Origin of the sequence: Actinosynnema sp. NPDC059335, from assembly GCF_042752395.1 — a bacterium.
GTDB lineage: Bacteria > Actinomycetota > Actinomycetes > Mycobacteriales > Pseudonocardiaceae > Actinosynnema.
Window position 1 is genome coordinate 67,829 of the sequence record NZ_JBHYXZ010000014.1, and the last position, 23,124, is coordinate 90,952.

Below are 23,124 nucleotides of genomic sequence, written 5' to 3' on the forward strand. Positions count from 1 at the left end.
AGCGGTACATCGACGCGAGGAGGAAGTGCGTGACCGGGGTTCCCCAGCAGGCCGGACCGTGCGTGGTGGTCGCCGGAGGCGGCACCGCCGGGCACATCGAGCCCGCCCTGGCCCTGGCCGACGCGGTCATGCGGCTCCGGCCCGACGCGCGGGTGGTCGCGCTCGGCACGGAACGCGGTCTGGAGAACAGACTCGTGCCGGCCCGGGGCTACCCGCTCGAGCTGATCCCGCCGGTGCCGATGCCGCGCAAGCCGACGCCGGACCTGCTCAAGCTGCCCCTGCGGGTGCGCGGCGCGGTGAAGCACACCCGCGAGGTGCTCGAACGCGTCCACGCCGACGTCGTGGTCGGCTTCGGCGGGTACGTGGCGCTGCCCGCGTACCTCGCCGCCCGCGGCCGGGTGCCGATCGTGGTGCACGAGGCCAACGCCAAGGCCGGCCTGGCCAACAAGGTCGGCGCGAAGTTCGCCGCCCGGGTCGCCGCCGCGGTGCCCGACTCGGGCCTGACCGACGCCGAGATCATCGGCATCCCGCTGCGCTACTCGATCACCTCGCTCAAGCGGTCCGAGCTGCGGCAGCAGGCCCGAGCCCACTTCGGCCTGCACCCGACCGCGCCGACGCTGCTGGTGTTCGGCGGCTCGCAGGGCGCGCGGTCGATCAACAACGCGGTGTCCGGCGCGGCGTCCGCGTTCGCCCAGGCCGGGATCGCGGTGCTGCACGCGCACGGCCCGAAGAACACCGTCGCGGTGCAGAGCGTGCCGGGCGCGCCGCCGTACGTGCCGGTGCCGTACCTGGACCGGATGGACCTGGCCTACGCCGCCGCGGACGCGGTGCTGTGCCGGTCCGGCGCGATGACCGTCGCCGAGGTGTCCGCCGTGGGCCTGCCCGCGGTGTTCGTGCCGCTGCCCATCGGCAACGGCGAGCAGTCGCTCAACGCCCAGCCCGTGGTCGCCGCCGGCGGTGGCCTGCTGGTGCCCGACGACCAGCTCACGCCGGAGTGGGTCTCGGCGAACGTGGTCCCGCTGGTCGCCGACCGCAACCGCTTGGCCGCGATGACCACGGCCACGCTGAGCACCGGGTACCGCGAGGCGGACGAGGTGCTGGCCCGCATGGTGCTCGAGGTGGTCGAGAAGTGAGCGACGTCCTGGAGCGCGTGCACCTCGTCGGCATCGGCGGGGCGGGCATGAGCGGCATCGCGCGGATCCTCCTGGCCCGCGGCGGGCAGGTGTCCGGCTCGGACGCCAAGGACTCGCGCACCGTGCTCGCGCTGCGGGCGCAGGGCGCGGAGATCGCGGTCGGCCACGCCGGCGCGAACCTCGACCTCCTGCCCGGCGGTCCCACGGCGGTCGTGGTGTCCACCGCGATCCGCGAGGACAACCCCGAGCTGGTCGAGGCCCGCGCCCGCGGCGCGGTCGTGCTGCGGCGTGCCGAAGCGCTGGCCGCGCTGATGCTGGACCACCGGGTGGCCTGCGTCGCCGGCACGCACGGCAAGACGTCCACCACCTCCATGCTCACGGTCGCCCTCCAGCAGTGCCGGATGGACCCGTCGTTCGCGATCGGCGGCGACCTCAACGAGTCCGGCGCGAACGCCCACCAGGGCACCGGCGGCGTGTTCGTCGCCGAAGCCGACGAGAGTGACGGCTCGTTCCTGTTCTTCTCGCCCTCGGTCGCCGTCGTGACCAACGTCGAGGCCGACCACCTCGACCACCACGGCACCGTCGAGGCGTACGTGGCGGTGTTCGACTCGTTCCTGGAGCGCATCCGGCCCGACGGCGTGCTGATCGCGTGCGCCGACGACCCGGGCTCGGCGGCGCTCGCCGAACGGGCCGCCGGCCGGGGGCTCCGGGTGCGCACGTACGGCCGCACGGCCACCGGCCCCGGTTCGGCCCGCCTGGCCGACTACCAGCCCGCCGACTCGGGCGGCGTGGCCAAGGTGGAGCTGGACGGCGAGGTGCTCGACGTGCGGGTGGCCGTGCCCGGCGAGCACATGGCGAACAACGCGATCGCCGCCCTGGTCGCCGCGCTGGAGCTGGGCGCCGACCGCGAGGGCGTGCTGCTCGGCCTGGCCGCGTTCGGGGGCGTCCGCCGCCGGTTCGAGTTCAAGGGCCAGGCGCGGGGCGTGCGGGTGTACGACGACTACGCCCACCACCCGACCGAGGTGGCCGCCCAGATCACCGCCGCCCGCCCGGTCGCGGGCGACGGCAAGCTCGTCGTGGTGTTCCAGCCGCACCTGTACTCGCGGACCAGGCTGTTCGCCGAGGAGTTCGCCGCCGCGCTCGGCCTGGCCGACGCGGTCGTGGTGCTCGACGTCTACGGCGCGCGGGAGGAGCCGGAGCCCGGCGTGACCGGCGCGCTGGTCTCGGGCCTGGTGCCGCTGGACGTCGGCCAGGTCGTCTACGAGCCGTCGTTCGACCGGGTGCCCGCGCTGGTCGCGGGCATGGTGACCGAGGGCGACGTGGTCGTGACCATGGGCGCGGGCGACGTGACCATGCTCGGGCCGGAGATCGTCGGGGAGCTGGACAGGACATGAGCACGCAGGCGGCGCGCCGCCGTCCCGGCGCGGCCAACCCCGGCTCCCGTCCGGCGGCGCGTCGCCGCCCGCCCCGCCGCCCCACGCGCGCCGAGCTGCACCGGCGCCAGGTGGTGCGCCGCCGGCTGGGCGCGATCCTCGTCATGCTCGTGGTCACGGTCGTGGTCTGCACGGTCTGGTTCACGCCCGTGCTCGGCGTGCGCGAGGTCCAGGTGCGGGGCACCGTCAACCTGACCGCCGACGAGGTCCGGGCGGCGGCGGCGGTCGAGTCCGGCACGCCGCTGGTGCGCGTGGACGTCGACGCGGTCGCCGCGCGGGTCCGCGAGCTGCCCCGCGTCGCCGGGGTGGTGGTGGAGCGGGCCGTGCCCGGCACCGTGCGGCTCACCGTGGACGAGCGGGAGCCGGTCGGCGTGATCATGGCCCCGGACGGGGCGCACCTGGTCGACGTGACCGGCAAGGACTACGCCACCGTGGCGCAGCCGCCCGCCGGGCTGCCGGAGCTGCGGGTGGCGGGGGACGCGGTCGTCGCGGCGGTGGAGGTGCTGACCGGGATCCCGGAGGGGCTGCGCGCGGACGTGCTGAGCGTCACGGCGGACTCGCCGTCGGACGTGCGGCTCGCCCTGAGCGCCGGTCGCGAGGCCCGGTGGGGCTCGTCCGCCGACACCCCGCGCAAGGCCGCCGTGCTCCAGGTGCTCATGACCCGCAAGGGCACCGTGTTCGACGTGTCCAGCCCGGAGCTGCCGACCGTGTCCTAAACGCGGTGGGCCGGTGAAACCCGCCACATCGCGTATCCGCGAAAGTGGATCGTCGTGCCGCGTTCCCGCGGCGATACTTCGGGAATGACCCAGACACCGGTGGACAACCGGATCGAGCTGCCCCACACCGGGGACGAACGCACCCTGTTGTGCGGGTTCCTCGACTTCCTGCGGGGCACGATCGAGTTCAAGTGCGCCGGCCTGTCCGACGCGGACGCCGCCCGGTCGGTGCTCCCGTCGCAGCTCAACACGGCCGCGGGCATCGTGAAGCACCTGCGCTGGGTCGAGCACCACTGGTTCGAGGTGGCCCTGCACGGGCGGCCGTCGCGCGCCCCCTACACGAGGGAGGACCCGGACGCCGATTGGCGCATCGAGCCGGGCGAGACGATCTCCGGATTGCTCGCCGACTACGCTTCGCAGTGCGCGGTGAGTCGGGAACTCGTCGCGGGCCTCGACCTCGACCACGAGGTGGTGTTCCGCGGCGACAAACGGCTTTCCGCGCGCTGGGTGCTGATCCACATGATCGAGGAAACGGGTCGGCACGCGGGACACCTGGACGTGGTGCGGGAGCTGCTCGACGGCGTGACCGGCGAGTAGGGACCGCTCACCCGGTCAGGACACAACACGGCGTGGCTGCTGGACCGAGGCATTCGTGGTGCATAACGTCCAGCAGGAACATACGGGGTTGACATAACTCTGAACCTCTGGTTGAGAGTTTCAATCCGGGTGGAGATCCGTCCGGGCTGTGACACCGGTGGTCATCCACTCCAGCACATGAGCACGGACACGATCAGGAAGGCGGACCGATGACGCCCCCGCACAACTACCTCGCGGTGATAAAGGTCGTCGGCATCGGCGGTGGCGGTGTCAACGCCGTCAACCGCATGATCGAGGTCGGGCTCAAGGGCGTCGAGTTCATCGCGGTGAACACCGACGCCCAGGCGCTGCTCATGTCGGATGCCGACGTGAAGCTCGACATCGGCCGCGAACTCACCCGCGGCCTCGGCGCAGGCGCCAACCCCGAAGTCGGCCACAAGGCCGCCGAAGACCACCGCGAGGAGATCGAGGAAGTCCTCAAGGGCGCGGACATGGTGTTCGTGACCGCCGGCGAGGGCGGCGGCACGGGCACCGGCGGCGCGCCCGTGGTCGCCTCGATCGCCCGCAAGCTCGGCGCGCTGACCATCGGCGTGGTCACGCGGCCGTTCTCGTTCGAGGGCAAGCGCCGGGCCAAGCAGGCCGAGGAGGGCATCCAGGCGCTGCGCAACGAGTGCGACACCCTCATCGTGATCCCGAACGACCGGCTGCTGCAGCTCGGCGACATCGGCGTCTCGCTGATGGACGCGTTCCGCTCGGCGGACGAGGTGCTGCTGTCCGGTGTCCAGGGCATCACCGACCTGATCACCACGCCGGGTCTGATCAACCTGGACTTCGCCGACGTGAAGTCGGTCATGTCCGGTGCGGGCAGCGCGTTGATGGGCATCGGCTCGGCGCGGGGCGAGGGCAGGGCGGTGCAGGCCGCCCAGAAGGCCATCAACTCGCCGTTGCTGGAAGCGTCGATGGAGGGCGCGCACGGCGTGCTGCTCTCGATCGCCGGCGGCAGCGACCTCGGGTTGTTCGAGATCAACGAGTCCGCCTCGCTGGTGCAGGAGGCGGCGCACCCCGACGCGAACATCATCTTCGGTACGGTCATCGACGACTCGCTCGGCGACGAGGTCCGCGTGACGGTGATCGCGGCCGGGTTCGACAGCGGCGGGCCGACGCACAAGAAGCTGGAGCCGCAGGCGCTGTCCAGCCCACCGCGCGGCACACCGGTGGCGCCGGCCACCGCGGGTCAGGTGAACCACGCCCAACCCCAGCCGGTGCAGCAGGCGGCGCAGCCCGTGCCGCAGGCGCAGCCGGCCCAGCCGCAGCCGCAGGCCGTGCCGCCGGTGGAGCAGCCGCCACCGGTCGTCCCGGCGCGGCCGACCGTGCCGCCGCAGCCGCAGTCCGGCCAGACCTCGCCGTACTCCACGCCGCAGCCCGCCATGCCGCGGTCGCTGTCGCCGAACACCGGCGGCTCGCTGCCGAACCGCGCCGTCCCCGTGACCGACGACCCGGACGACGAAGTCGACGTCCCCCCGTTCATGCGCCGCTGACCCGAGAGTCCAACCTCCAGCGCGCGTGAGTCCTACGTTCACGTCGCGTGAGTCCTACGTTCAGGACCCCCGAGTTCAACGCTCACGGCCCGCCCGGTCGGCCCGGACGCGTGACCTCGGGGGTCCTGAGCGTTGAACTCACGGTGCGCGAGCGTTGGACTCACGCGCCGCGAACGTTGGACTCTCGCGCCGTGAGCGTTGGACTCACGCGGGTTGGGGGTTGGACTCTCGGGGATGGGAAGCTTGGGGGGTGCGCATCCGTCGTGTCGTGACCACCCGTGAGGGTGGGGTGTCCCAGGCTCCGTTCGACTCGTTCAACCTCGGTGACCACGTCGGGGACGACCCGGCCGCCGTCGCCGCCAACCGGCGCCGGCTGGCCGAGGGCATCGGGCTCGCCCCGGACCGGCTGGTCTGGATGGAGCAGGTGCACGGCCGCACGGTCGGCGTCGTGGACGGACCGGTGGACGAGCCGCTGGAGGCCACGGACGCCGTCGTCACGACCCGGGAACGGCTCGGGCTCGTCGTGCTCACCGCCGACTGCGTCCCGGTGCTCCTGGGCGACCCGGAGGCGGGCGTGATCGCCGCCGTCCACGCCGGCCGCGTCGGCGCGCGGGTCGGCGTCGTCCCGGCCACCCTGGACCGCATGGTCGAGCTGGGCGCGGCCAGGGAGCGCATCGAGGTGCTGCTGGGCCCCGCCGTCTGCGGCCAGTGCTACGAGGTGCCCGCCGCGATGCGCGACGACGTCGAGAAGCACCTGCCCGGCAGCGCGTCGAAGACCCGCTCCGGCAAGCCCGCCCTCGACCTGCGCGCCGGCATCTGGCAGCAGCTCGCCGACGCGGGCGTGGCCCGGATCGGCGTGGACCCCCGCTGCACGGTCGAGGAGAAGTCCCTGTTCAGCCACCGCCGCGACCCGGGCACGGGTCGGCTCGCGGGCGTCGTCTGGATGGAACCGTGAACCGGCGCGAGGAGCTGGCCCTGTCGCTGGCCGAGGTCAGGGAACGCATCGCGAACGCCTGCGCGGCCGCCGGCCGGTCGCCGGACGAGGTCGAGCTGCTGGCCGTCACCAAGACCTTCCCCGCCGAGGACGTGGCCCTCCTCAGCGACCTCGGGCTCACCGCGTTCGCCGAGAACCGCGACCAGGAGGCGGGTCGCAAGACCGCCGAGTTCGCCGAGCTGCGCCCCGGCGCGCCGGCCCGCTGGCACATGGTCGGCTCGCTCCAGCGCAACAAGGCCAAGTCCGTCCTGCGCTGGGCCGACCGGATCGACACGATCGACTCGATCCGGCTCGCCGACGCCGTCGCCAAGGCCGCCACCGAGCCCGTCGACGTGCTCGTCCAGGTGAGCATCGACGGCGACGAGGCCCGGGGCGGTCACCCGATCGGTGACCTTCCGCGATTGGCCGATCACGTAGCACGATCGGATGAACTTAATCTGCGTGGTGTGATGACCGTCGCACCCATTGGGATGTCTCCAGAACGGGCGTTTGCTGCTCTATACGAAGCGGTAACCCGCTTGCGGGCCGATCATCCCGATGCCACCGTGATCTCGGCGGGGATGAGCGGTGACCTGGAGGATGCGATCGCGCACGGATCCACGTGCGTGCGTGTCGGAACAGCGTTGCTGGGCAGCCGGAGACTAGCCTCGCCGTAACTGTCCGGAACCTCTGGGACGGCCGCGACGTCCTTGCGGGTAGGGATCTCGGCGGAGGAAGGGCTCGAGCATGAGCGGGTTTCACAAGCTGAAGGCCTACTTCGGGATGGTTCCCGCCGAGTACGCCGACGACCCGGCCGCCTACGAGGACGACCGGCGCTACGCGGACTACCGGTCCGGGTACGCCGACTCCGACGACTACGAGCCGTACCCGGAGCAGCGCAGCCCCCGTCGGCGCTCGTTCAACGGCTACCGCGCCGAGCTGGACGAGGCGGACGACTACGAGCCGGAGCGCGGCGCCCGTCCGCGCCGGCCGTGGAGCGCGGACACGCACGGCGCGCTGGCCGTGGAGCCCCAGCGCGAGCCGGTCAGCAGGCCGCGCTCCGTGCCGGAGCCGGCGAGCCACCCGCTCGGCCGGATCACCACGCTGCACCCGCGCAGTTACAACGAGGCGCGGACCATCGGCGAACACTACCGCGACGGCACGCCGGTGATCATGAACCTCACCGACATGGATGACGCGGACGCCAAGCGGCTGGTCGACTTCGCGGCCGGGTTGGCCTTCGCCCTGCGCGGCTCGATCGACAAGGTCACCAACAAGGTGTTCCTTCTCTCACCGCCGAACATCGACGTCACGGCGGAGGACCGGAGGCGGCTCGCGGAGGGCGGGTTCCTCAACCAGGGCTGACTGGTGGCACAGTTGAGCATGTGGATGCCCTCTGGCTCGTGGTCTACTACGTGTTGTTCTCGTTCTGGCTGCTGCTCACGGCGCGTGTCGTCGTGGAGCTTGTCCGTAGTTTCGCCAGGGGATGGCGGCCTGCGGGCGGTGTCGCGGTGGCGCTTGAGACCGTCTACACCGTGACCGATCCTCCGGTCCGCCTGCTGCGTCGGCTCATCCCGACGGTGCGGATCGGCGGCATCGGTCTGGACTTGTCCATTATTGTGCTGTTGCTGGTCGTTATCATTCTGATGCGAGTAGCCGATCCCAGGTGAGGGGACCAGGGATGTCCACAGCCCAGGAGTGCGTGAGGTGATCTGATGCCGTTGACCCCCGCGGACGTGCACAACGTCGCGTTCAGCAAGCCGCCGATTGGCAAGCGGGGCTACAACGAGGACGAGGTGGACGCGTTCCTCGACCTGGTTGAGGGCGAGCTGGCCCGCCTGATCGAGGAGAACAACGACCTGCGCCAGCAGGTCGAGCAGCTCGACCAGCAGGTCGAGACCGCGCGTGCCGACCTCGAGGACGCTCGGGCGAAGGTTGCCGCAGGCGTCGGCCCCAGCCGCGTCGTGGACGAGCCGCGCCGGCTCGCACCGGTGCCGCCCCCCTCGGCGCTGGAGCAGACCTCGCCCGGCGGTGGTGGCGACCACCACGTGCAGGCCGCCAAGGTGCTCGGCCTGGCCCAGGAGATGGCCGACCGGCTGACCGGCGAGGCCAAGGCCGAGGCCGACGGCATGCTGTCGGAGGCCCGGACCAAGTCCGAGCAGCTCCTGTCGGAGGCGCGGGCCAAGGCCGACACAATGGTCAACGAGGCGCGCACGCGTGCCGAGACCATGCTCAACGACGCGCGGACCCGCGCCGAGACGCTGGAGCGGCAGGCCCGCGAGAAGGCCAGCGCGCTCGACCGCGACGCGCAGCGCAAGCACGCCGAGGTGATGGGCAACATCACCCAGGAGAAGAACACGCTCGAGAAGCAGATCGACAAGCTGCAGACCTTCGAGCGCGAGTACCGCACCCGGCTCAAGACGATGCTGGAGTCCTCGCTGCGCGACCTCCAGGACCGCGCCCCCGCGGCGCCGTCCGAGGGACGTCAGCAGGGCGGGTACTCGTTCGGGGCGCGCGCCGAGGCCGGCTGATCGGCGCAGCTGATCTAGTCTGCTGCACGTGCTCTCCATAGTCCTGCTGTTGGTGCTGGCAGCCCTGGGGTTGCTCGTGCCCGCGCTCACCAGCGCCCAGACGTACTGGGCCTGGCTGTCCGTGGGCGCGAGCGGGGCCGCTGCCGTGGTCTTGGCGCTCGACTGGTGGCTCCGCCGCCGGTCGGGCGCCAGGGCTGCCGGCGCCGCAGCCGTTGATCACCAGGTTAGCGGTGGTGATCACGCCGCGGCGCTCGGGGGCGCTGCGGTCGAGGCCCCCCGAAGTTCACCTGATCAGGCAGAACCGGAGCCGGGCGAGGAGGACACGGACGCCGCCGACGCGTTGGTCGTGAGCGATCTCACGGACGAGGTGCGGGTGGTGGACGAACGCCCGCGCTACCACCTCGCGGGGTGCTCGTGGCTGGCCGCACGGCCCTCGCTGGGACTGCCGGTGAACGAGGCGCGCCAGCTCGGCTTCACGCCGTGCGCGGTGTGCCGCCCGGACGCCGGCCTCGCGGCCGCGCGACGAGCCGCGACCCTCCCCTCGGCCGACCGGGATCCGGCCGACAGGGACCGCGCCGGCGAGCAGGGGTCGACGGCCGACCGCGAGCGGGCCACCGGCCAGGACTGAGCACCGGGCGAGCCGCGGCGAGCCTCCAGCGCGGGAACCCGGAGAAGTGGTTTGCGCGGTTCGGCTACCCTGGGTGCAGCACGGCGTCGATCCGGCCATCACCGGGGAGCCTCCGGAAGAACGGGTCCAGCGGACCTCAGTAGAACCGGACGGGTGCGGCCCGTCACAGCCGTCGAAAAGAGAGGCCAGAGCCTTCGCGCCCTGGCAAGCGGGGTGGTACCGCGGTGCGCCGTGCCCGGCGTGTCGTCCCCGTGAGCCGGTTGGACGCACGCGAGGAGCTGCACGATGGCCTACCCGAAGGCAGGCGAGGGGTCCGTTCCCTCCCAGCCGTCCTTCCCCGCCCTCGAGGAGGGCGTGCTCGACTTCTGGAAGTCCGACGGGACGTTCCAGGCGTCGATCGAGGCCCGCCCGGCCGGCGACAACGGGGCGAACGAGTTCGTCTTCTACGACGGCCCGCCCTTCGCCAACGGCCTGCCGCACTACGGCCACCTCCTCACCGGGTACGTCAAGGACGTCGTCCCCCGCTACCAGACCATGCGCGGCAAGCACGTCGAGCGCCGCTTCGGCTGGGACACCCACGGCCTGCCCGCCGAGGTCGAGGCGGAGAAGCAGCTCGGGTTCTCGTCCAAGAGCGAGATCGAGGCGTTCGGCATCGAGAAGTTCAACGAGGTCTGCCGCACGTCGGTGCTCCAGTACACCGACCAGTGGCGCGACTACGTGACCCGGCAGGCCCGCTGGGTGGACTTCGACAACGACTACAAGACCCTCGACCTGGACTACATGGAAAGCGTCATGTGGGCCTTCAAGACCCTGTGGGACAAGGGTCTGGTCTACGAGGGCTTCCGGGTGCTCTGGTACTGCTGGCGCTGCGAGACGCCGCTGTCCAACACCGAGACCAAGATGGACGACACCTACCGGGACCGGCAGGACCCGGCGGTGACCGTCGGCCTGCGCCTGGAGACCGGCGAGCTGGCCCTCGTCTGGACCACGACCCCGTGGACGCTGCCGTCGAACCTGGCCGCCGCCGTCCACCCGGACGTGGACTACGTCACGGTCGAGGCGAACGGCGAGCGCTACCTCCTCGCCGAGGCCCGCGTCGCGGCGTACGCGCGCGAGCTGGGCGAGGAGCCGCCGGTCGTGGCCCGTTGCAAGGGCTCCGACCTGGTGGGCCGCAAGTACACCCCGCCGTTCGGCTTCTTCCTCGGCCGGGAGAACGCGCACCAGGTGCTGGCCGCCGACTACGTCACCACCGAGGACGGCACGGGCATGGTGCACATCGCGCCCGCCTTCGGTGAGGAGGACAAGGTCGTCACGGACGCGGCGGGCATCGAGGTCGTCGTGCCGGTGGACGCGCACGGCCGGTTCACCTCCGAGGTGCCGCCGTACGAGGGATTGCAGGTCTTCGAGGCGAACAAGGCGATCATCCGCGACCTGAAGGAAGCGGGCCTGCTGCTGCGCCACGAGACCTACGACCACCCGTACCCGCACTGCTGGCGGTGCGACAACGCGCTCATCCAGCGCGCGGTGTCGTCGTGGTTCGTCGCGGTGACGAAGTTCCGGGACCGCATGGTCGAGCTGAACCAGCAGATCAACTGGGTGCCCGAGCACATCAGGGACGGCCAGTTCGGCAAGTGGCTGGAGAACGCCCGCGACTGGAACATCTCCCGCAACCGGTTCTGGGGCTCGCCGATCCCGGTGTGGGTGTCGGACGACCCGGAGTACCCGCGGGTGGACGTGTACGGCTCGCTGGACGAGCTGGAGCGCGACTTCGGCGTGCGCCCGACCGACCTGCACCGGCCGGTGATCGACACCCTGACCCGGCCGAACCCCGACGACCCGACCGGGAAGTCGACCATGCGCCGGGTGCCGGAGGTGCTGGACTGCTGGTTCGAGTCCGGCTCGATGTCGTTCGCGCAGGTGCACTACCCGTTCGAGAACGCGGAGTGGTTCGAGGACCACTACCCCGGTGACTTCATCGTCGAGTACAACGGCCAGACGCGCGGCTGGTTCTACACCATGCACGTGCTGGCGACGGCGTTGTTCGACCGGCCCGCGTTCCGCAACTGCGTGGCGCACGGGATCGTGCTGGGCGACGACGGGCAGAAGATGTCCAAGTCGCGCAAGAACTACCCGGACGTCAACGAGGTGTTCCGGCGGGACGGCTCGGACGCGATGCGCTGGTTCCTGATGGCGTCGCCGATCCTGCGCGGCGGCGACCTGGTGGTGACCGAGCGCGGCATCCGCGACGCGGTGCGCCAGGCCGTGCTGCCGCTGTGGAACTCCTGGTACTTCCTGGCCCTGTACGCCAACGCGGAGGGGGTCGAGGGGCGCTGGCGGACGGACTCGCAGCACGTGCTGGACCGGTACGTGCTGGCGAAGACGCACGACTTGGTCGCCGGGGTGACCGCGCAGCTCGACGCCTACGACATCTCGGGCGCGTGCGCGTCGATCCGGGAGTTCCTGGAGGTGCTGACCAACTGGTACGTGCGGCGTTCGCGCGACCGGTTCTGGTCGGGCGACCGGGACGCGATCGACACGCTGCACACCGTGCTGGAGGTGGTGAGCCGGGTGGCCGCGCCGCTGCTGCCGCTGACCGCGGAGTCGGTGTGGCGGGGGCTGACCGGCGGCCGGTCGGTGCACCTGACCGACTACCCGGTGGCGGCGGACCTGCCCGCGGACGACGCCCTGGTGGCCGCGATGGACCAGGTGCGGCAGGTGGCGTCCACGGCGTTGTCGCTGCGCAAGTCGAACAAGCTGCGGGTGCGGCTGCCGCTGGCCAGGCTGGTGATCGCGGCGGCGGACGTGGCGCAGCTGGAGCCGTTCACCGAGGTCCTGCGGGACGAGGTGAACGTCAAGGAGGTCGAGCTGACCACGGACGTGGACGCGCACGGCCACTTCCAGCTCGCGGTCAACGCCCGCGCCGCCGGGCCCCGGCTGGGGCCGGACGTGCAGAAGGTCATCAAGGCCGTGAAGGCCGGTGACTGGCAGGAGGTGGACGGCAAGGTCGTGGCCGCCGGGATCGAGCTGTTCCCGGAGGAGTACGAGCAGCGGCTGGTCGCCACGGACCGGGGCGCGACGGCGGCGCTGCCCGACAGCGGCGGGCTGGTCGTGCTGGACACCGAGGTGACCGAGGAGCTGGCCGCCGAGGGCGTCGCGCGCGACCTGGTGCGCGTGGTGCAGCAGGCGCGCAAGGACGCCGGGCTGGAGGTGTCGGACCGGATCGCGTTGACGTTGCGGCTGCCCGACGCGGTGGCGGACGCGGTGCGCCGGTTCGAGGCGTTCGTGCAGGAGGAGACCCTGGCGGGGTCCGTCGAGTACGGCGAGGTCGACCACGGGTCGGACGGTGTCGTCGGCGACGGGCAGAAGGTCCGGGTCGCGGTCGCCCGGATCTGAGCACCACGCCCGGTCGCCCGGATCTGAGCACTGCCACCTACGCCGCGCAGGGGTCCCCGCCAAGGGGACCCCTGCTTTTGTCCTGCCGGCGGGGGAGGACGAAGTCAGCCGCTCGGCGCTGACCTGTGGACAACTCGTCGACCCCGCTGCGCGGGGAGCCGGGGTCGGTGGACGCGCGGCTCGCGGTTCGTCGTCCGGGGCGAGGTCCGTCTCCAAGGGCTGATCAGCACCTGGCGGTCGTGCGCGACCGCGCGGTGACGCTGTTCCGGCACTGCGAACCCGACGCCGTGCGGGAGGCGGTCGCCGCCCGCGTCGGCATGGATGTGTCCCGGTTCCCGCCGGACTCGGTGTGGGTGGACAGCGCGTTCCCCGCCGAGCTGGTGCCGCGGGGGCGGCCGAGCCGACCGGGCCGTCACAGCACGTCGTCGCGCTCCAGGCTGTTCCGCAGCTGGGTCAGGCACCGGCCCCGGGTCGGGCCGATGGAGCCGCGCGGCATGGCCAGGGCCTCGGCCACGGCCCGGTACTCCGCCCGACCCGCCAGCACGGTCAGGCGGAGCAGTTCCTGGCAGCGGCGGGACAGGGCGTTGAACGCGCGCCAGAGGCGGCGGTCGCGGTCGTCGCGCAGCGCCTCCGGCTCCGGCAGCCAGCGGTCGTCGGGCATGTCCACGGCCGAGTCGGTGGACAGGGCGGGGCGGCCGTTGCGGTCGCGCCAGGCCCGCTGCGCCTCGCGCCGGGTGGCGACGATCAGCCAGCCGGCCACGGCGCGCGGCTCGGTCAGCCGCTCCAGGTGGCGCAGGAGGCTGAGCCACACCGTCTGCACGACGTCCTCGGCGGTGGTCTCGTCCAGGCCGTTGCCCCGGGCCACGTGCCACACCAGCGGGGTCAGCTCGGCGACCAGGGAGTCCAGCGCGGCCTTCGAGCCCTCCTGCGCGGCCACGACCAGGGCGGCCTGCCGCTCGTACCGCGACGCCTGCGCCATGATCGCCGCCACGCCCAGCTCGTCCCGGCCGGGATCCTCCGGGATGGCCTCGGCCAGCTCCGCGCGCAGGTGGTCCAGCCGGGGGTCCAGCTCGTCGCTCATGACGTCTCCTTCCCGCGCTGGGAGCCGCGCACCCGGCGTTCGGTGTTGCCGACCTGCTCGCTGACCTTCGCCCTCGCGTGCGACACGTACCGCCGCACCGACGACCGCCGGCAGCCCAGCACGTCGGCGATCTCGCCGTCGTCGAAGTCCCAGAACCGCAGCACCAGCGCCGTGCGCAGGTGGTCCGGCAGGTTCGCGACCGCGGCCAGCGTGCTGACCAGCTCGTGCCACGTCTCGGCGTCCCGCTGCCGGGGCACCAGGACGCGGTACGTGCCGCGCTGCCGGGCGACGACCTCGTCGGTGAGGTCCCCCGGCAGCTCCCGCCGGCGGGCCTGGTCCACCAGCAGGTTGCGGATCGTCCTCACCAGCCAAGCACGTCTGGACCTCGGGGCGATCACCGGCCAGTGGCGCCACGCGGTCACGAACGCCTCCTGCACCGCGGACTCGTGGTCCAGGTGGGGGGACATCACCGCCGCGAAGCGGAACAGCCTGGTGCGCTCCCGGTGGTAGAAGTCGCTGAAGGTGGCCGCGTGGTCGTCGGGATCCTCCGGCGTCACGAACCCTCCCCCCTCTGGTCCCGGTACCGGGAAGACGGACGAGACCGGGGGTTGTGGAGGAAAGACGGTCAGGCGGGTCGCCGGTCACCCCTCCTGGCCGCCGCCGTGCGCAGCAGCCGGACCCACGCCGACCACCGGGCCGGCCGGGCGGGCGGCCGACCGGCGGCGCGGGCCGCGTTGTCGAGCAGGTCTTCGATGAGCGCGTCGTGCAACCACCGCACGGCCAGCGGCCAGGCCAGGCGCATCAGGCCGCGCGGCCGACCGGTCAGAGTGTGCCGCAACCCGCCCGGGACCGCTTCCAGCACATGGGTGCCGACCATGCCGATGGTCGGGTCGAACGCGAACTCGACCCGTCGGCCGGGCACGTGCGCGGTGCAGCGGTAGCGGACGAACCCGTGCCCGCCGTCCGCGCCCACGCCCAGCGGGCGGTCGAGCACCAGCGCGGGCCACCGGTCGGACGGCCACAGCTCGACCAGCCGGTCGACCAGCGCCGCGCTGTCGGGGATCGGGCGTGTGTGCACGTTCCGGATCATCACGACCACCTCCGTACGGGACCGTATGGTCCGACACCATACGGTAGCGTATGGAGTCATGGCACGGCGGACGCGCGACGACTGGACCGCGGTGGCGTTGCGGGCGCTGGCGGAGGGCGGCGTCGCGGCGGTCGCCGTGGAACCCCTCGCGGCCAGGCTCGGCGCGACCAAGGGGAGCGCCTACTGGCACTTCCCCAACCGCGAAGCCCTGCTCAAGGCCACCCTCGAACGCTGGGAGCGCGAGCACACCGAGGCCGTGATCGAGCTGGTCGAGTCGGTGGCGGAGCCGGCGGCGAGGCTGCGGCTGCTGTTCGGGACCGTGCTGGAACGCACGCGGCACAGCGCGGTGGAACTGGCCATGCTCGCCGCCAAGGACGACCCGGCGGTGGCCCCGGTGCTGCGGCGCGTCACGGACCGCCGGCTCGGCTACCTGGAGGCGTTGTTCGGGGAGCTGGGGTTCCCCGCCGACGTGGCGCGCCGGCGGGCCGTGCTCGCCTACTCCGCCTACCTCGGGCAGGCGCAGTTGCTGTCGGCCGCGCCGGACGTGCTCGGGGAGCGCCCGGCGCTGCTGGAGGAGACGCTGGCGGCGGTGGTGTCGCGTGCCTGACCCGTTCCGGTTCGCGGTCCGGGTCAAGCCCGGCGCGAAGCGCGAGGCCGTCGGCGGCCGGTGGGGCGACGGCGCGCTGGTCGTCGCGGTCGCCGCGCCGGCCGTGGAGGGCAAGGCCAACGAGGCCGTGCGGCGGGCGCTGGCCAAGGCGTTCGGCGTGCGCCGGCAGGACGTCGCGGTGGTCGCGGGCGAGCGCGGCCGGGACAAGGTCGTGCTGGTGGACCCCGCCCCGGCCGCCGCCGCCGAGGTGCTGGCGCGGCTGCTGGGGGACTAGGCCGCCAGCGTCCACACCGCGTGCGCGATGGCGTCGGTGTTGCGGTCCAGCGCGGTCGCGTTCACGTTGGCCGTGGTGTCGCACGAGCGGTGGTAGCAGCGGTCGAACGCGGTGCCCGCCGTGCCGCCCCACTTCTGCGCCTGGGCGGACGTCTTGATGCCCTCCGCGCCGGTGAACGTGCCGCCGACGGGGATGCCGGCCCGTGCGAACGCCGCGTGGTCGGACCGGCCGCCCACGCTGGTCAGCTCGGTCTGCACGCCGATCGAGGTGAAGTAACCCTGCAACGTCTGCTGGAGGGCCAGCGACCCGGACGGCTGCCCGGACGCGCTGTAGACGAAGTAGCCGGGGTTGGGCGAGCCGATCATGTCGAAGTTCAGGTACGCGTCGATCCGCGAGCGGTCCGTGGTGGACAGCGAGTTCACGTAGTACGTCGAGCCGACCAGGCCCAGCTCCTCCGCGCCCCACCAGGCGAACCGCAGGTGCTTGGTGGGCTGGAAACCGCTCGACCGCACGGCCAGCGCGACCTCCAGCAGCCCGGCCGAGCCGGTGCCGTTGTCGTTGATGCCCGGACCGGCCGTCACGCTGTCGAGGTGCCCGCCGACCATGACCACGTTGTTCAGGTCGCCGCCGGGCCAGTCGGCGATGAGGTTGTAGCCGGTGGCGCCGCTGCTGGTGAACGACTGCACCCGGGTGGTGAAGCCGGCGGCGTCGAGCTTGGACTTCACCCAGTTCACCGACGCCAGGTAGCCGGGCCGGCCGTGCGCCCGGTTGCCGCCGTTGGCGGTGGCGATGCTCTGGAGCTGGGCGAGGTCGGCCTGGACGGCGGAGACCGGGATGTTCGGCCCGGCCAGGGCGGACGGCGGTGGCGCGGCGGTGGCCGAGCCGAGGCCCGAGCCCAGGAGCGCGCCGGTGGTGACCAGCGCGATGGAGATCGTGCGCAACTTCACGGTGACTCCCGCAGGGAAGGTGTCTCGGGGACGGTAGGGAGGTGACCGGGGCGGCGGACCCGATCTTCACCGTGCCCGGTTCGGCGGGCGTCGCGCTAGGGGCGTTCGACTGGTGACGCTGCGTCGCGGTGCCGGATTAGTCCATATCGGGGGGACCAGGGAGAATGACCCCGTCGAGTGACGAGGGTGGACGACGCGTGGAGGTCGAGTGGGCGGTGTGACGGGCTACCTGGGCATCGCCGCCGCGGTTCTGCTCATCTCGGTCATCGCGGTGCGGGTCTCGATCCGGCTCGGTCTGCCGTCGCTCCTGCTCTACCTCGGCATCGGCGTGCTGCTCGGCGAGGCGGTCCTGGGCATCCAGTTCGAGGACGCGGACCTCACCCGGTCGCTGGGCACGGTCGCGCTCGTGCTGATCCTCACCGAGGGCGGCCTCACCACCCGGTGGAACGCCGTGAGACCGGCGCTGGGCCTGGGCATCACGCTGTCCACGGTGGCCGTCGGCGTGAGCATCGCGGTCACCGGGTTCGCGCTGCACTTCCTGCTGGACATGGACTGGCGCACGGCGCTGCTGTGGGGCGCGGTGCTGTCGTCCACCGACGCCGCGGCGGTGTTCAGCGTGTTGCGCGGGGTCGGGGTCGGCAAGCGGCTCATCGGCGCGCTGGAGCTGGAGTCCGGCATCAACGACGCCCCGGTCTACATCGCCGTCGTGCTGCTCGCCTCGCCCGACCCGATCACCTGGACCGCGCCGCTGCTGATGGTCTACGAGCTGGTCGCCGGCGGGCTGATCGGCATCGCGCTCGGCTGGGTCGGCGGCGTCGCGCTGCGCCGGGCCGCGCTGCCCGCCACGGGCCTGTACCCGCTGGCCACGGTCGCCGTCTGCCTGCTCGCCTACACCTTCGGCGACCTCGCCCACGCGTCCGGCTTCCTCGCCGTCTACACCGCCGCGCTGGTGCTCGGCAACGCGCGGCTGCCGCACCGGTCGGACACCCTGTCGTTCGCCGAAGGGCTGGGCTGGGTCGCGCAGATCGGGCTGTTCGTGCTGCTCGGCCTGTACGCCTCGCCCGACCGGCTGCTCGACGCGCTGGTGCCCGCGCTGGTCGCCGGCGCGGTGCTGGTGCTGCTGGCCCGGCCGCTGTCGGTGTTCTTCGCCTCGCTGCCGTTCCGGGTGCCCTGGCGGGAACAGGTGTTCGTGTCGTGGTCCGGGCTGCGCGGCGCCGTGCCGATCGTGTTCGCCCTCATCCCGCTGATCGGCCAGGTGCCGGGCGCGCAGCGGCTGGTCGACGCGGTCTTCGTGCTGGTCGTCGTGCTGACCGTGGTCCAGGGCACCACCCTGCCGTGGCTCGCCAAGTGGCTGCGGCTGGTCAAGTCCGGCGAGGCGCACGAGGTGCAGGTGGACTCGTCGGCGCTGGACGCGCTCGGCGCGGAGCTGCTCCAGGTCCGCATCCAGCCCGGCTCCAAGCTGCACGGCGTCTACCTGTCCGAGCTGAGGTTGCCGCCGGGGTCCTCGGTGAGCCTGGTCGTGCGCGACGAGCAGGGTTTCACGCCGCAGCCGACGACCCGGCTCCAGGAGCACGACCAACTGCTCGTGGTGTGCACGGAGGCCATGCGCACGGCGACCGAGCAGCGCATCCGGGCCGTCGACCGGGCGGGCCGGTACGCCCGCTGGAAGGGCGACGTCGGCCTGCCCTGACGTTCCGCTCCCAGGATGTGAACGCCGCTCGACGGGAGCGAGCGGGCTGCGTTAGCGTCGGGGCGAAGGTCATGAGTGCCAGCGCGAAGCCCAGGCTCGCTGGCCGGCAACCCTCCAACCGCGGTGGGGTGCCCCTGGTGAGGACCTGGCCTGGCGCGCAGGGCGTCCGGCAAGCGCGGGCTCCCTCTGGTGACGGGGTCCCGGACCCTCCGGAGGGCGTCATGACGATCGCAGTTCCCCGCACCACGGTTGCCGGCCCCGAGCAGGCGGCGCTGCCGCGGGTGGTGGGCGCGTCGCTGCGCGTGCCGCTGGTCACCGGCGAGCGCGTCGAGTACGCCAACCTCGACCACGCGGCCAGCGCGCCGTGCCTGGAGCAGGTGCGCGACGCGGTGGACGAGGTGCTGCCCTGGTACGCGAGCGTGCACCGGGGCGCGGGCTTCGCCTCGCAGGTCAGCACCAAGGTCTACGAGCAGGCCCGCGCGTCCGTCCGGCGGTTCCTCAACGCCCGCGACACCGACGCCGTGGTGTTCGCCCGCAACACCACCGACGCGTTGAACCTCCTGGCCAGGAGCCTGCCCCGGCACACGGCCGTGATCCTGTTCGACACCGAGCACCACGCCGCGCTGCTGCCGTGGCGCGGTCCGCACGTGCGCCGCCTGCGCGCCCCCGCCTCGCCCGCCCAGGCGACCCTGGACCTGGACCGGGCGCTGCGCGAGGCCCCCGTCGGCCCCCGGCTGGTCGTGGTGGCCGGCGCGTCCAACGTGACCGGCGAGGTGTGGCCGGTCGCCGAGCTGGCCCGGGTCGCCCGCCGGCACGGCGCCCGGATCGCCCTCGACGCCGCCCAGCTCGCGCCGCACCGGCCGGTGGACGTGCGGGCGCTCGACGTGGACTACACCGTGCTGTCCGGGCACAAGGTCTACGCGCCGTTCGGCGCGGGCGCGCTGGTCGGCCGGTCCGACTGGTTGCAGGCCGCCGAGCCCTACCTGGTCGGCGGCGGCGCGACGGCCCGCGTCACCGACCACGGGGACCGGCTGGGCGTGGCCTGGTCGGCGGTGCCCGAGCGGCACGAGGCGGGCACGCCGAACGTGGTGGGCGTGCACGCCCTGGCCGTCGCCTGCGACGTGCTGGGCCGGCACTGGGAGCGGACCACCGCGCACGAGCGCGTGCTGCTGGCCAGGCTCCGCGAAGGGCTGCGGACCGTGCCCGGCGCGCGCGAGCTGGCGTTGTTCGGCCCCGACCACGACCGGGTGGGCGTGGTGAGCTTCACCGTGGGCGGCCACGACGCCGGCTACCTGGCCGCGGCCCTGTCCGCCGAGCACGGCATCGGCGTGCGCGACGGCGCGTTCTGCGCCCACGTGGCGGTGCACCGCCTCACCGGGGGCGAGCGGGCGCTGCGCGCGTCCATCGGGCTGGGCACCACCGAGGAGCACGTGGACCGCTTCATCGCCGCGCTGCGCAGGCTCGTCACCGAGGGTTCGCGGTGGGAGTACGAGCAGCGGGACGGCCGCTGGACCCCGCTGGACGACCAGCGCGCGCTCCCGCCGTTCCTGCGCTGACTCCGATGCTGGACAATGGCCCGGTGAGCACCGATCCCCACACCGAGCCGGACACGCCGGACCAGCCGGACGCCCCGTTGCCGAAGCGGCGGGTCCTGCTGCTGGCCGTCATCGCGCCGCTGGTGTTGGCGCTCGACCTGGTCACCAAGGTCATCGCGGTGGAGAACCTGGAGGGGCGCGAGCCGATCGAGCTGTTCGGCGGCCTGCTCTACCTGCCGCTGATCCGCAACACCGGCGCGGCGTTCGGCCTGGCCGAGGGCTGGACGGTGATCCTCGCGCTGATCGCGTCCAGCGTGGTCGTGTTCATCCTGTGGATCGCGCGCCGGCTGCGGTCGGTCGGCTGGGCCATCGGCCTCGGCCTGGTGCTGGGCGGCGCGATGGGCAACCTGGTCGACCGGATCTTCCGCGCCCCCGGCCCGCTGCGCGGCGGGGTGGTCGACTTCATCTCCGTGCTCGACCCGTGGGGCAACTTCTTCCCGGTGTTCAACCTGGCCGACTCGGCCATCTGCGTGGGCGGCGGCGTGATCGTGCTGATGGCGTTGTTGCAGCGCGACTACGACGGCACCCGCGTGGAGAAGAAGGCCGACCCCAAGAAGGCCGGCGCATGAGCGGCTACCGCACGCTGCCCGTGCCGGACGGCCTGGACGGGATGCGGGTCGACGCCGGGCTGGCCAAGCTGCTCGGCCTGTCCCGCACCGCCGTCGCCGCGTTGACCGAATCGGGTGACGTCGTGCTCGACGGGCAGCCCGCGGGCAAGTCCGACCGGCTGGTGGCGGGCTCCGTGCTGGAGGTCACCCTGCCCGAGCCGGAACGCCCGGTGCAGGTGCAGGCCGTGCCCGTCGAGGGCCTGGAGATCCTGCACGAGGACGACGACGTGATCGTGGTCGACAAGCCGGTCGGCGTGGCCGTGCACCCCAGCCCCGGCTGGACCGGCCCCACCGTGGTGGGCGGCCTGGCGGCGGCCGGGATCAGGATCGCCACGTCCGGCGCGGCCGAGCGGCAGGGCGTCGTGCACCGGCTGGACGTCGGCACGACCGGCGTGATGGTCGTGGCCAAGAGCGAGAGCGCCTACTCGGCGTTGAAGCACGCGTTCAAGGAGCGCACGGTCGAGAAGCTCTACCACGCGCTCGTGCAGGGCCACCCCGACCCGATCAAGGGCACCATCGACGCCCCGATCGACCGGCACCCGAAGCACGACTACAAGTTCGCCGTGATGGCCAACGGCAAGCCCAGCGTGACGCACTACGAGGTGGTCGAGGCGTTCCGCGCCGCGTCGCTGCTCGACGTGCACCTGGAGACCGGCCGGACGCACCAGATCCGGGTGCACTTCTCGGCGCTGCGGCACCCGTGCGTCGGCGACCTCACCTACGGCGCGGACCCGGTGCTGGCCAAGCGCCTCGGCGTGACGCGGCAGTGGCTGCACGCCCGGACGCTCGGCTTCCACCACCCGGCCGACGGCCAGTGGGTGTCGTTCACCAGCGAGTACCCCGCCGACCTCGCGAACGCGCTGGAGCTGCTGCGCGCGGAGGGGTACTGACCCCGTTGGGGCGCAACACTTTCGCCTCGCACGTGACGTAGGACATATCGCTTTCCACGGGATCGTTTGGCTTGCGAAGCTTTTGCCGGACGACGTGGGGGTGGCGGATGGACAACAGGGCCCGGCTGGTGGCGCTCCTGGGCACCTTGTGCCTGCTCGGACCGCTCTCGATCGACGCGTACCTGCCCGCGTTCCCGGGCATCGCCGCGGAGTTCGGCTCGACCGAGTCGGAGATCCAGCTCTCGCTGACCACGTTCATCCTGGGCCTGTCGGCCGGGCAGCTGGTGGTGGGTCCGCTGTCGGACTCGTGGGGCAGGCGCCGGCCGTTGCTGGTGGGCATCGGCAGCTACGTGGTGATCTCGCTGGTCTGCGCCGTCGCGCCCAGCGCGCTCGCGCTGTCGGGGTTGCGGCTGCTCCAGGGGCTCGGCGTGGCGTCGGGGTTCGTGATCGCGATGGCGGTGGCGCGCGACCGGTTCGAGGGACTGGCGATGGCGCGGTTCATGTCGTTGATCATGCTGGTCAACAGCCTGGGGCCGGTGGTCGCGCCGGTGCTGGGCGGTCAGCTGCTGCGGTTCACCAGCTGGCGCGGGACGTTCGTCGCGCTCGCCCTGATCGGGGCGGCGCTGCTGGTCGCGCTGGTGTTCGGCCTGCCGGAGACGTTGCCGCGGCACCGGCGGCGCCCGGCGAACCTGCTGCTCACGCTCAAGGTGTTCGGCGGGCTGCTGGCCGACCGGAAGTTCGTCGGCTACGCGGTCGCGTCGGCGTTGGCGCTCGGGGCGCTGTTCGGGTACGTGGCGGGGGCGTCGTTCGTGCTCCAGGGCGTGTACGGGCTGTCGCCGCAGCAGTTCAGCCTGGTGTTCGGCGCGAACTCGGTGGCGATCGTGCTGGCCGGGGTGCTCAACACCCGCCTGACCGGGCGGATCATGCCGCGGCCGCTGCTCACGATCGGGCTGGTGGGTGCGGCGACCGGCGGGGCGGGGCTGCTGGTCGGCGGGCTGGTGGGCGGTGGGCTGGCCACGTTCCTGCCGCCGTTGTTCGTGCTGACGATGAGCGTGGGGCTGCTCATGCCGAACGCCGGTTCGCTGGCGATGGCCCGGCACCCGGAGGCCGCGGGCAGCGCGTCCGCCGTGCTGGGCGTGACGACGTTCCTGGTGGGCGGCCTGATGGCCCCGCTGGTCGGCGCCGGCGGCTCGGCCAGCGTCCTGCCGATGGTGACCGTGATGGCCGCCTCCACCTTCCTGGCCCTGCTGACCTTCCTCACCCTGACCAGGGGCGACCTGGGCATCACCCGCGACCCCACCCCAACCCGCTAACCGGCGTGTCCTACGTCCGCGTCACGCGTGTCCTACGTTCGGAACACCCGAGTTGAACGTTCAGAACAAGGCCGGTCGTCCTGAACG

23 protein-coding genes and 1 riboswitch are annotated in these 23,124 nt (G+C 72.6%); of the genes, 19 read left to right on the plus strand and 4 right to left on the minus strand.

Translation table 11 applies throughout. The features are described from left to right. The first annotated feature begins 29 nt into the window (after window positions 1–29). From murG to ileS, 12 genes are all read left to right on the plus strand, one after another. Window positions 30–1,133, plus strand: a complete 1,104-nt coding sequence (gene murG, locus ACFXGA_RS07115; RefSeq protein WP_378085032.1) for an undecaprenyldiphospho-muramoylpentapeptide beta-N-acetylglucosaminyltransferase — start codon at window positions 30–32, stop codon at window positions 1,131–1,133. Then, window positions 1,130–2,527, plus strand: a complete 1,398-nt coding sequence (gene murC / locus ACFXGA_RS07120; protein ID WP_378085034.1) for a UDP-N-acetylmuramate--L-alanine ligase — start codon at window positions 1,130–1,132, stop codon at window positions 2,525–2,527. Before murG ends, murC begins: the two co-directional genes overlap by 4 nt. Further along, a complete protein-coding gene (locus tag ACFXGA_RS07125) occupies window positions 2,524–3,282 on the plus strand; it encodes a cell division protein FtsQ/DivIB (protein ID WP_378085036.1) in 759 nt (252 codons plus the stop codon). The genes murC and ACFXGA_RS07125 overlap by 4 nt, the downstream gene beginning before the upstream one ends. Window positions 3,283–3,366: 84 nt before the next feature. Then, a complete protein-coding gene (locus ACFXGA_RS07130) occupies window positions 3,367–3,879 on the plus strand; it encodes a DinB family protein (RefSeq protein ID WP_378085038.1) in 513 nt (170 codons plus the stop codon). Window positions 3,880–4,088: 209 nt separating this feature from the next. Continuing rightward, window positions 4,089–5,417 (plus strand): cell division protein FtsZ, encoded by a 1,329-nt coding sequence (gene ftsZ, locus ACFXGA_RS07135; RefSeq protein WP_378085040.1) that lies wholly within the window; start codon window positions 4,089–4,091, stop codon window positions 5,415–5,417. A gap of 250 nt (window positions 5,418–5,667) precedes the next feature. Next, window positions 5,668–6,372 carry a peptidoglycan editing factor PgeF gene (gene pgeF, locus ACFXGA_RS07140; RefSeq protein WP_378085042.1) on the plus strand — a complete coding sequence of 235 codons (705 nt, stop codon included), beginning with the start codon at window positions 5,668–5,670 and terminating at the stop codon, window positions 6,370–6,372. Next, window positions 6,369–7,067: a YggS family pyridoxal phosphate-dependent enzyme gene (locus tag ACFXGA_RS07145; protein ID WP_378085044.1), complete on the plus strand. Its 699-nt coding sequence runs from the start codon at window positions 6,369–6,371 to the stop codon at window positions 7,065–7,067. The genes pgeF and ACFXGA_RS07145 overlap by 4 nt, the downstream gene beginning before the upstream one ends. Window positions 7,068–7,137: 70 nt before the next feature. Then, a complete protein-coding gene (locus ACFXGA_RS07150; protein ID WP_378085046.1) occupies window positions 7,138–7,755 on the plus strand; it encodes a cell division protein SepF in 618 nt (205 codons plus the stop codon). A 20-nt stretch (window positions 7,756–7,775) separates the two neighbouring features. Beyond that, window positions 7,776–8,060 (plus strand): YggT family protein, encoded by a 285-nt coding sequence (locus ACFXGA_RS07155; protein ID WP_233812844.1) that lies wholly within the window; start codon window positions 7,776–7,778, stop codon window positions 8,058–8,060. A gap of 45 nt (window positions 8,061–8,105) precedes the next feature. Further along, window positions 8,106–8,921 (plus strand): DivIVA domain-containing protein, encoded by an 816-nt coding sequence (locus ACFXGA_RS07160; protein WP_378085048.1) that lies wholly within the window; start codon window positions 8,106–8,108, stop codon window positions 8,919–8,921. Between the two features lie 28 nt (window positions 8,922–8,949). Further along, window positions 8,950–9,549, plus strand: a complete 600-nt coding sequence (locus ACFXGA_RS07165) for a hypothetical protein (RefSeq protein ID WP_378085050.1) — start codon at window positions 8,950–8,952, stop codon at window positions 9,547–9,549. A 285-nt stretch (window positions 9,550–9,834) separates the two neighbouring features. Then, entirely contained in the window at window positions 9,835–12,942 is a 3,108-nt protein-coding gene (ileS, locus tag ACFXGA_RS07170) for an isoleucine--tRNA ligase (RefSeq protein WP_378085052.1), read from the plus strand. 412 nt (window positions 12,943–13,354) lie between these two features. Here ileS and ACFXGA_RS07175 read toward each other — a convergent pair whose 3' ends face one another. The 3 genes from ACFXGA_RS07175 to ACFXGA_RS07185 form a co-directional block, all read right to left on the minus strand. Beyond that, window positions 13,355–13,921 (minus strand): RNA polymerase sigma factor, encoded by a 567-nt coding sequence (locus tag ACFXGA_RS07175; RefSeq protein WP_378085086.1) that lies wholly within the window; start codon window positions 13,919–13,921, stop codon window positions 13,355–13,357. A 98-nt stretch (window positions 13,922–14,019) separates the two neighbouring features. Beyond that, a complete protein-coding gene (locus ACFXGA_RS07180; RefSeq protein WP_378085054.1) occupies window positions 14,020–14,580 on the minus strand; it encodes an RNA polymerase sigma factor in 561 nt (186 codons plus the stop codon). Between the two features lie 68 nt (window positions 14,581–14,648). Further along, window positions 14,649–15,101 carry an SRPBCC family protein gene (locus ACFXGA_RS07185; protein ID WP_378085056.1) on the minus strand — a complete coding sequence of 151 codons (453 nt, stop codon included), beginning with the start codon at window positions 15,099–15,101 and terminating at the stop codon, window positions 14,649–14,651. Window positions 15,102–15,171: 70 nt separating this feature from the next. On the opposite strand from ACFXGA_RS07185, the gene ACFXGA_RS07190 reads away from it, so the two are divergent. Both ACFXGA_RS07190 and ACFXGA_RS07195 read left to right on the plus strand, forming a co-directional pair. Beyond that, window positions 15,172–15,720, plus strand: coding sequence for a TetR/AcrR family transcriptional regulator (locus ACFXGA_RS07190; protein WP_378085058.1), 549 nt, complete (start codon window positions 15,172–15,174; stop codon window positions 15,718–15,720). Then, on the plus strand, window positions 15,713–15,994 hold the full coding sequence (locus ACFXGA_RS07195) for a DUF167 domain-containing protein (RefSeq protein WP_378085060.1): 282 nt from the start codon (window positions 15,713–15,715) through the stop codon (window positions 15,992–15,994). The genes ACFXGA_RS07190 and ACFXGA_RS07195 overlap by 8 nt, the downstream gene beginning before the upstream one ends. On the opposite strand, the gene ACFXGA_RS07200 is transcribed toward ACFXGA_RS07195, so the two are convergent. Next, the gene (locus ACFXGA_RS07200) at window positions 15,991–16,941 is read right to left on the minus strand and encodes a M28 family metallopeptidase (RefSeq protein ID WP_378085062.1); all 951 of its coding nucleotides are present in this window, start codon (window positions 16,939–16,941) and stop codon (window positions 15,991–15,993) included. The two genes, ACFXGA_RS07195 and ACFXGA_RS07200, sit on opposite strands and share 4 nt — an antisense overlap. A gap of 208 nt (window positions 16,942–17,149) precedes the next feature. Between ACFXGA_RS07200 and ACFXGA_RS07205 the strand changes: the two genes are divergently transcribed. The 5 genes from ACFXGA_RS07205 (at window position 17,150) to ACFXGA_RS07225 (ending at window position 23,037) form a co-directional block, all read left to right on the plus strand. Continuing rightward, window positions 17,150–18,631: a potassium/proton antiporter gene (locus ACFXGA_RS07205; RefSeq protein WP_378085064.1), complete on the plus strand. Its 1,482-nt coding sequence runs from the start codon at window positions 17,150–17,152 to the stop codon at window positions 18,629–18,631. Between the two features lie 67 nt (window positions 18,632–18,698). Beyond that, window positions 18,699–18,813: riboswitch (SAM riboswitch) on the plus strand. Between the two features lie 39 nt (window positions 18,814–18,852). Next, window positions 18,853–20,187: an aminotransferase class V-fold PLP-dependent enzyme gene (locus tag ACFXGA_RS07210; protein ID WP_378085066.1), complete on the plus strand. Its 1,335-nt coding sequence runs from the start codon at window positions 18,853–18,855 to the stop codon at window positions 20,185–20,187. 23 nt (window positions 20,188–20,210) lie between these two features. Next, window positions 20,211–20,795 (plus strand): signal peptidase II, encoded by a 585-nt coding sequence (gene lspA / locus ACFXGA_RS07215; protein WP_378085068.1) that lies wholly within the window; start codon window positions 20,211–20,213, stop codon window positions 20,793–20,795. Further along, the gene (locus ACFXGA_RS07220; protein ID WP_378085070.1) at window positions 20,792–21,724 is read left to right on the plus strand and encodes an RluA family pseudouridine synthase; all 933 of its coding nucleotides are present in this window, start codon (window positions 20,792–20,794) and stop codon (window positions 21,722–21,724) included. Before lspA ends, ACFXGA_RS07220 begins: the two co-directional genes overlap by 4 nt. 107 nt (window positions 21,725–21,831) lie before the next feature. After that, window positions 21,832–23,037, plus strand: a complete 1,206-nt coding sequence (locus tag ACFXGA_RS07225; RefSeq protein ID WP_378085072.1) for a multidrug effflux MFS transporter — start codon at window positions 21,832–21,834, stop codon at window positions 23,035–23,037. Window positions 23,038–23,124 lie beyond the last annotated feature (87 nt).

Excerpts from the sequence above, each read along its gene's own strand:
- ACFXGA_RS07125 (WP_378085036.1), top strand. The coding sequence starts at position 2,524 with ATGAGCACGCAGGCGGCGCGCCGCCGTCCCGGCGCGGCCAACCCCGGC.
- ACFXGA_RS07130 (WP_378085038.1), top strand. The coding sequence starts at position 3,367 with ATGACCCAGACACCGGTGGACAACCGGATCGAGCTGCCCCACACCGGG.
- ftsZ (WP_378085040.1), top strand. The coding sequence starts at position 4,089 with ATGACGCCCCCGCACAACTACCTCGCGGTGATAAAGGTCGTCGGCATC.
- ACFXGA_RS07150 (WP_378085046.1), top strand. The coding sequence starts at position 7,138 with ATGAGCGGGTTTCACAAGCTGAAGGCCTACTTCGGGATGGTTCCCGCC.
- ACFXGA_RS07160 (WP_378085048.1), top strand. The coding sequence starts at position 8,106 with ATGCCGTTGACCCCCGCGGACGTGCACAACGTCGCGTTCAGCAAGCCG.
- ileS (WP_378085052.1), top strand. The coding sequence starts at position 9,835 with ATGGCCTACCCGAAGGCAGGCGAGGGGTCCGTTCCCTCCCAGCCGTCC.
- ACFXGA_RS07175 (WP_378085086.1), bottom strand. The coding sequence starts at position 13,921 with ATGGCGCAGGCGTCGCGGTACGAGCGGCAGGCCGCCCTGGTCGTGGCC.
- ACFXGA_RS07190 (WP_378085058.1), top strand. The coding sequence starts at position 15,172 with ATGGCACGGCGGACGCGCGACGACTGGACCGCGGTGGCGTTGCGGGCG.
- ACFXGA_RS07210 (WP_378085066.1), top strand. The coding sequence starts at position 18,853 with ATGACGATCGCAGTTCCCCGCACCACGGTTGCCGGCCCCGAGCAGGCG.
- ACFXGA_RS07220 (WP_378085070.1), top strand. The coding sequence starts at position 20,792 with ATGAGCGGCTACCGCACGCTGCCCGTGCCGGACGGCCTGGACGGGATG.
- ACFXGA_RS07225 (WP_378085072.1), top strand. The coding sequence starts at position 21,832 with ATGGACAACAGGGCCCGGCTGGTGGCGCTCCTGGGCACCTTGTGCCTG.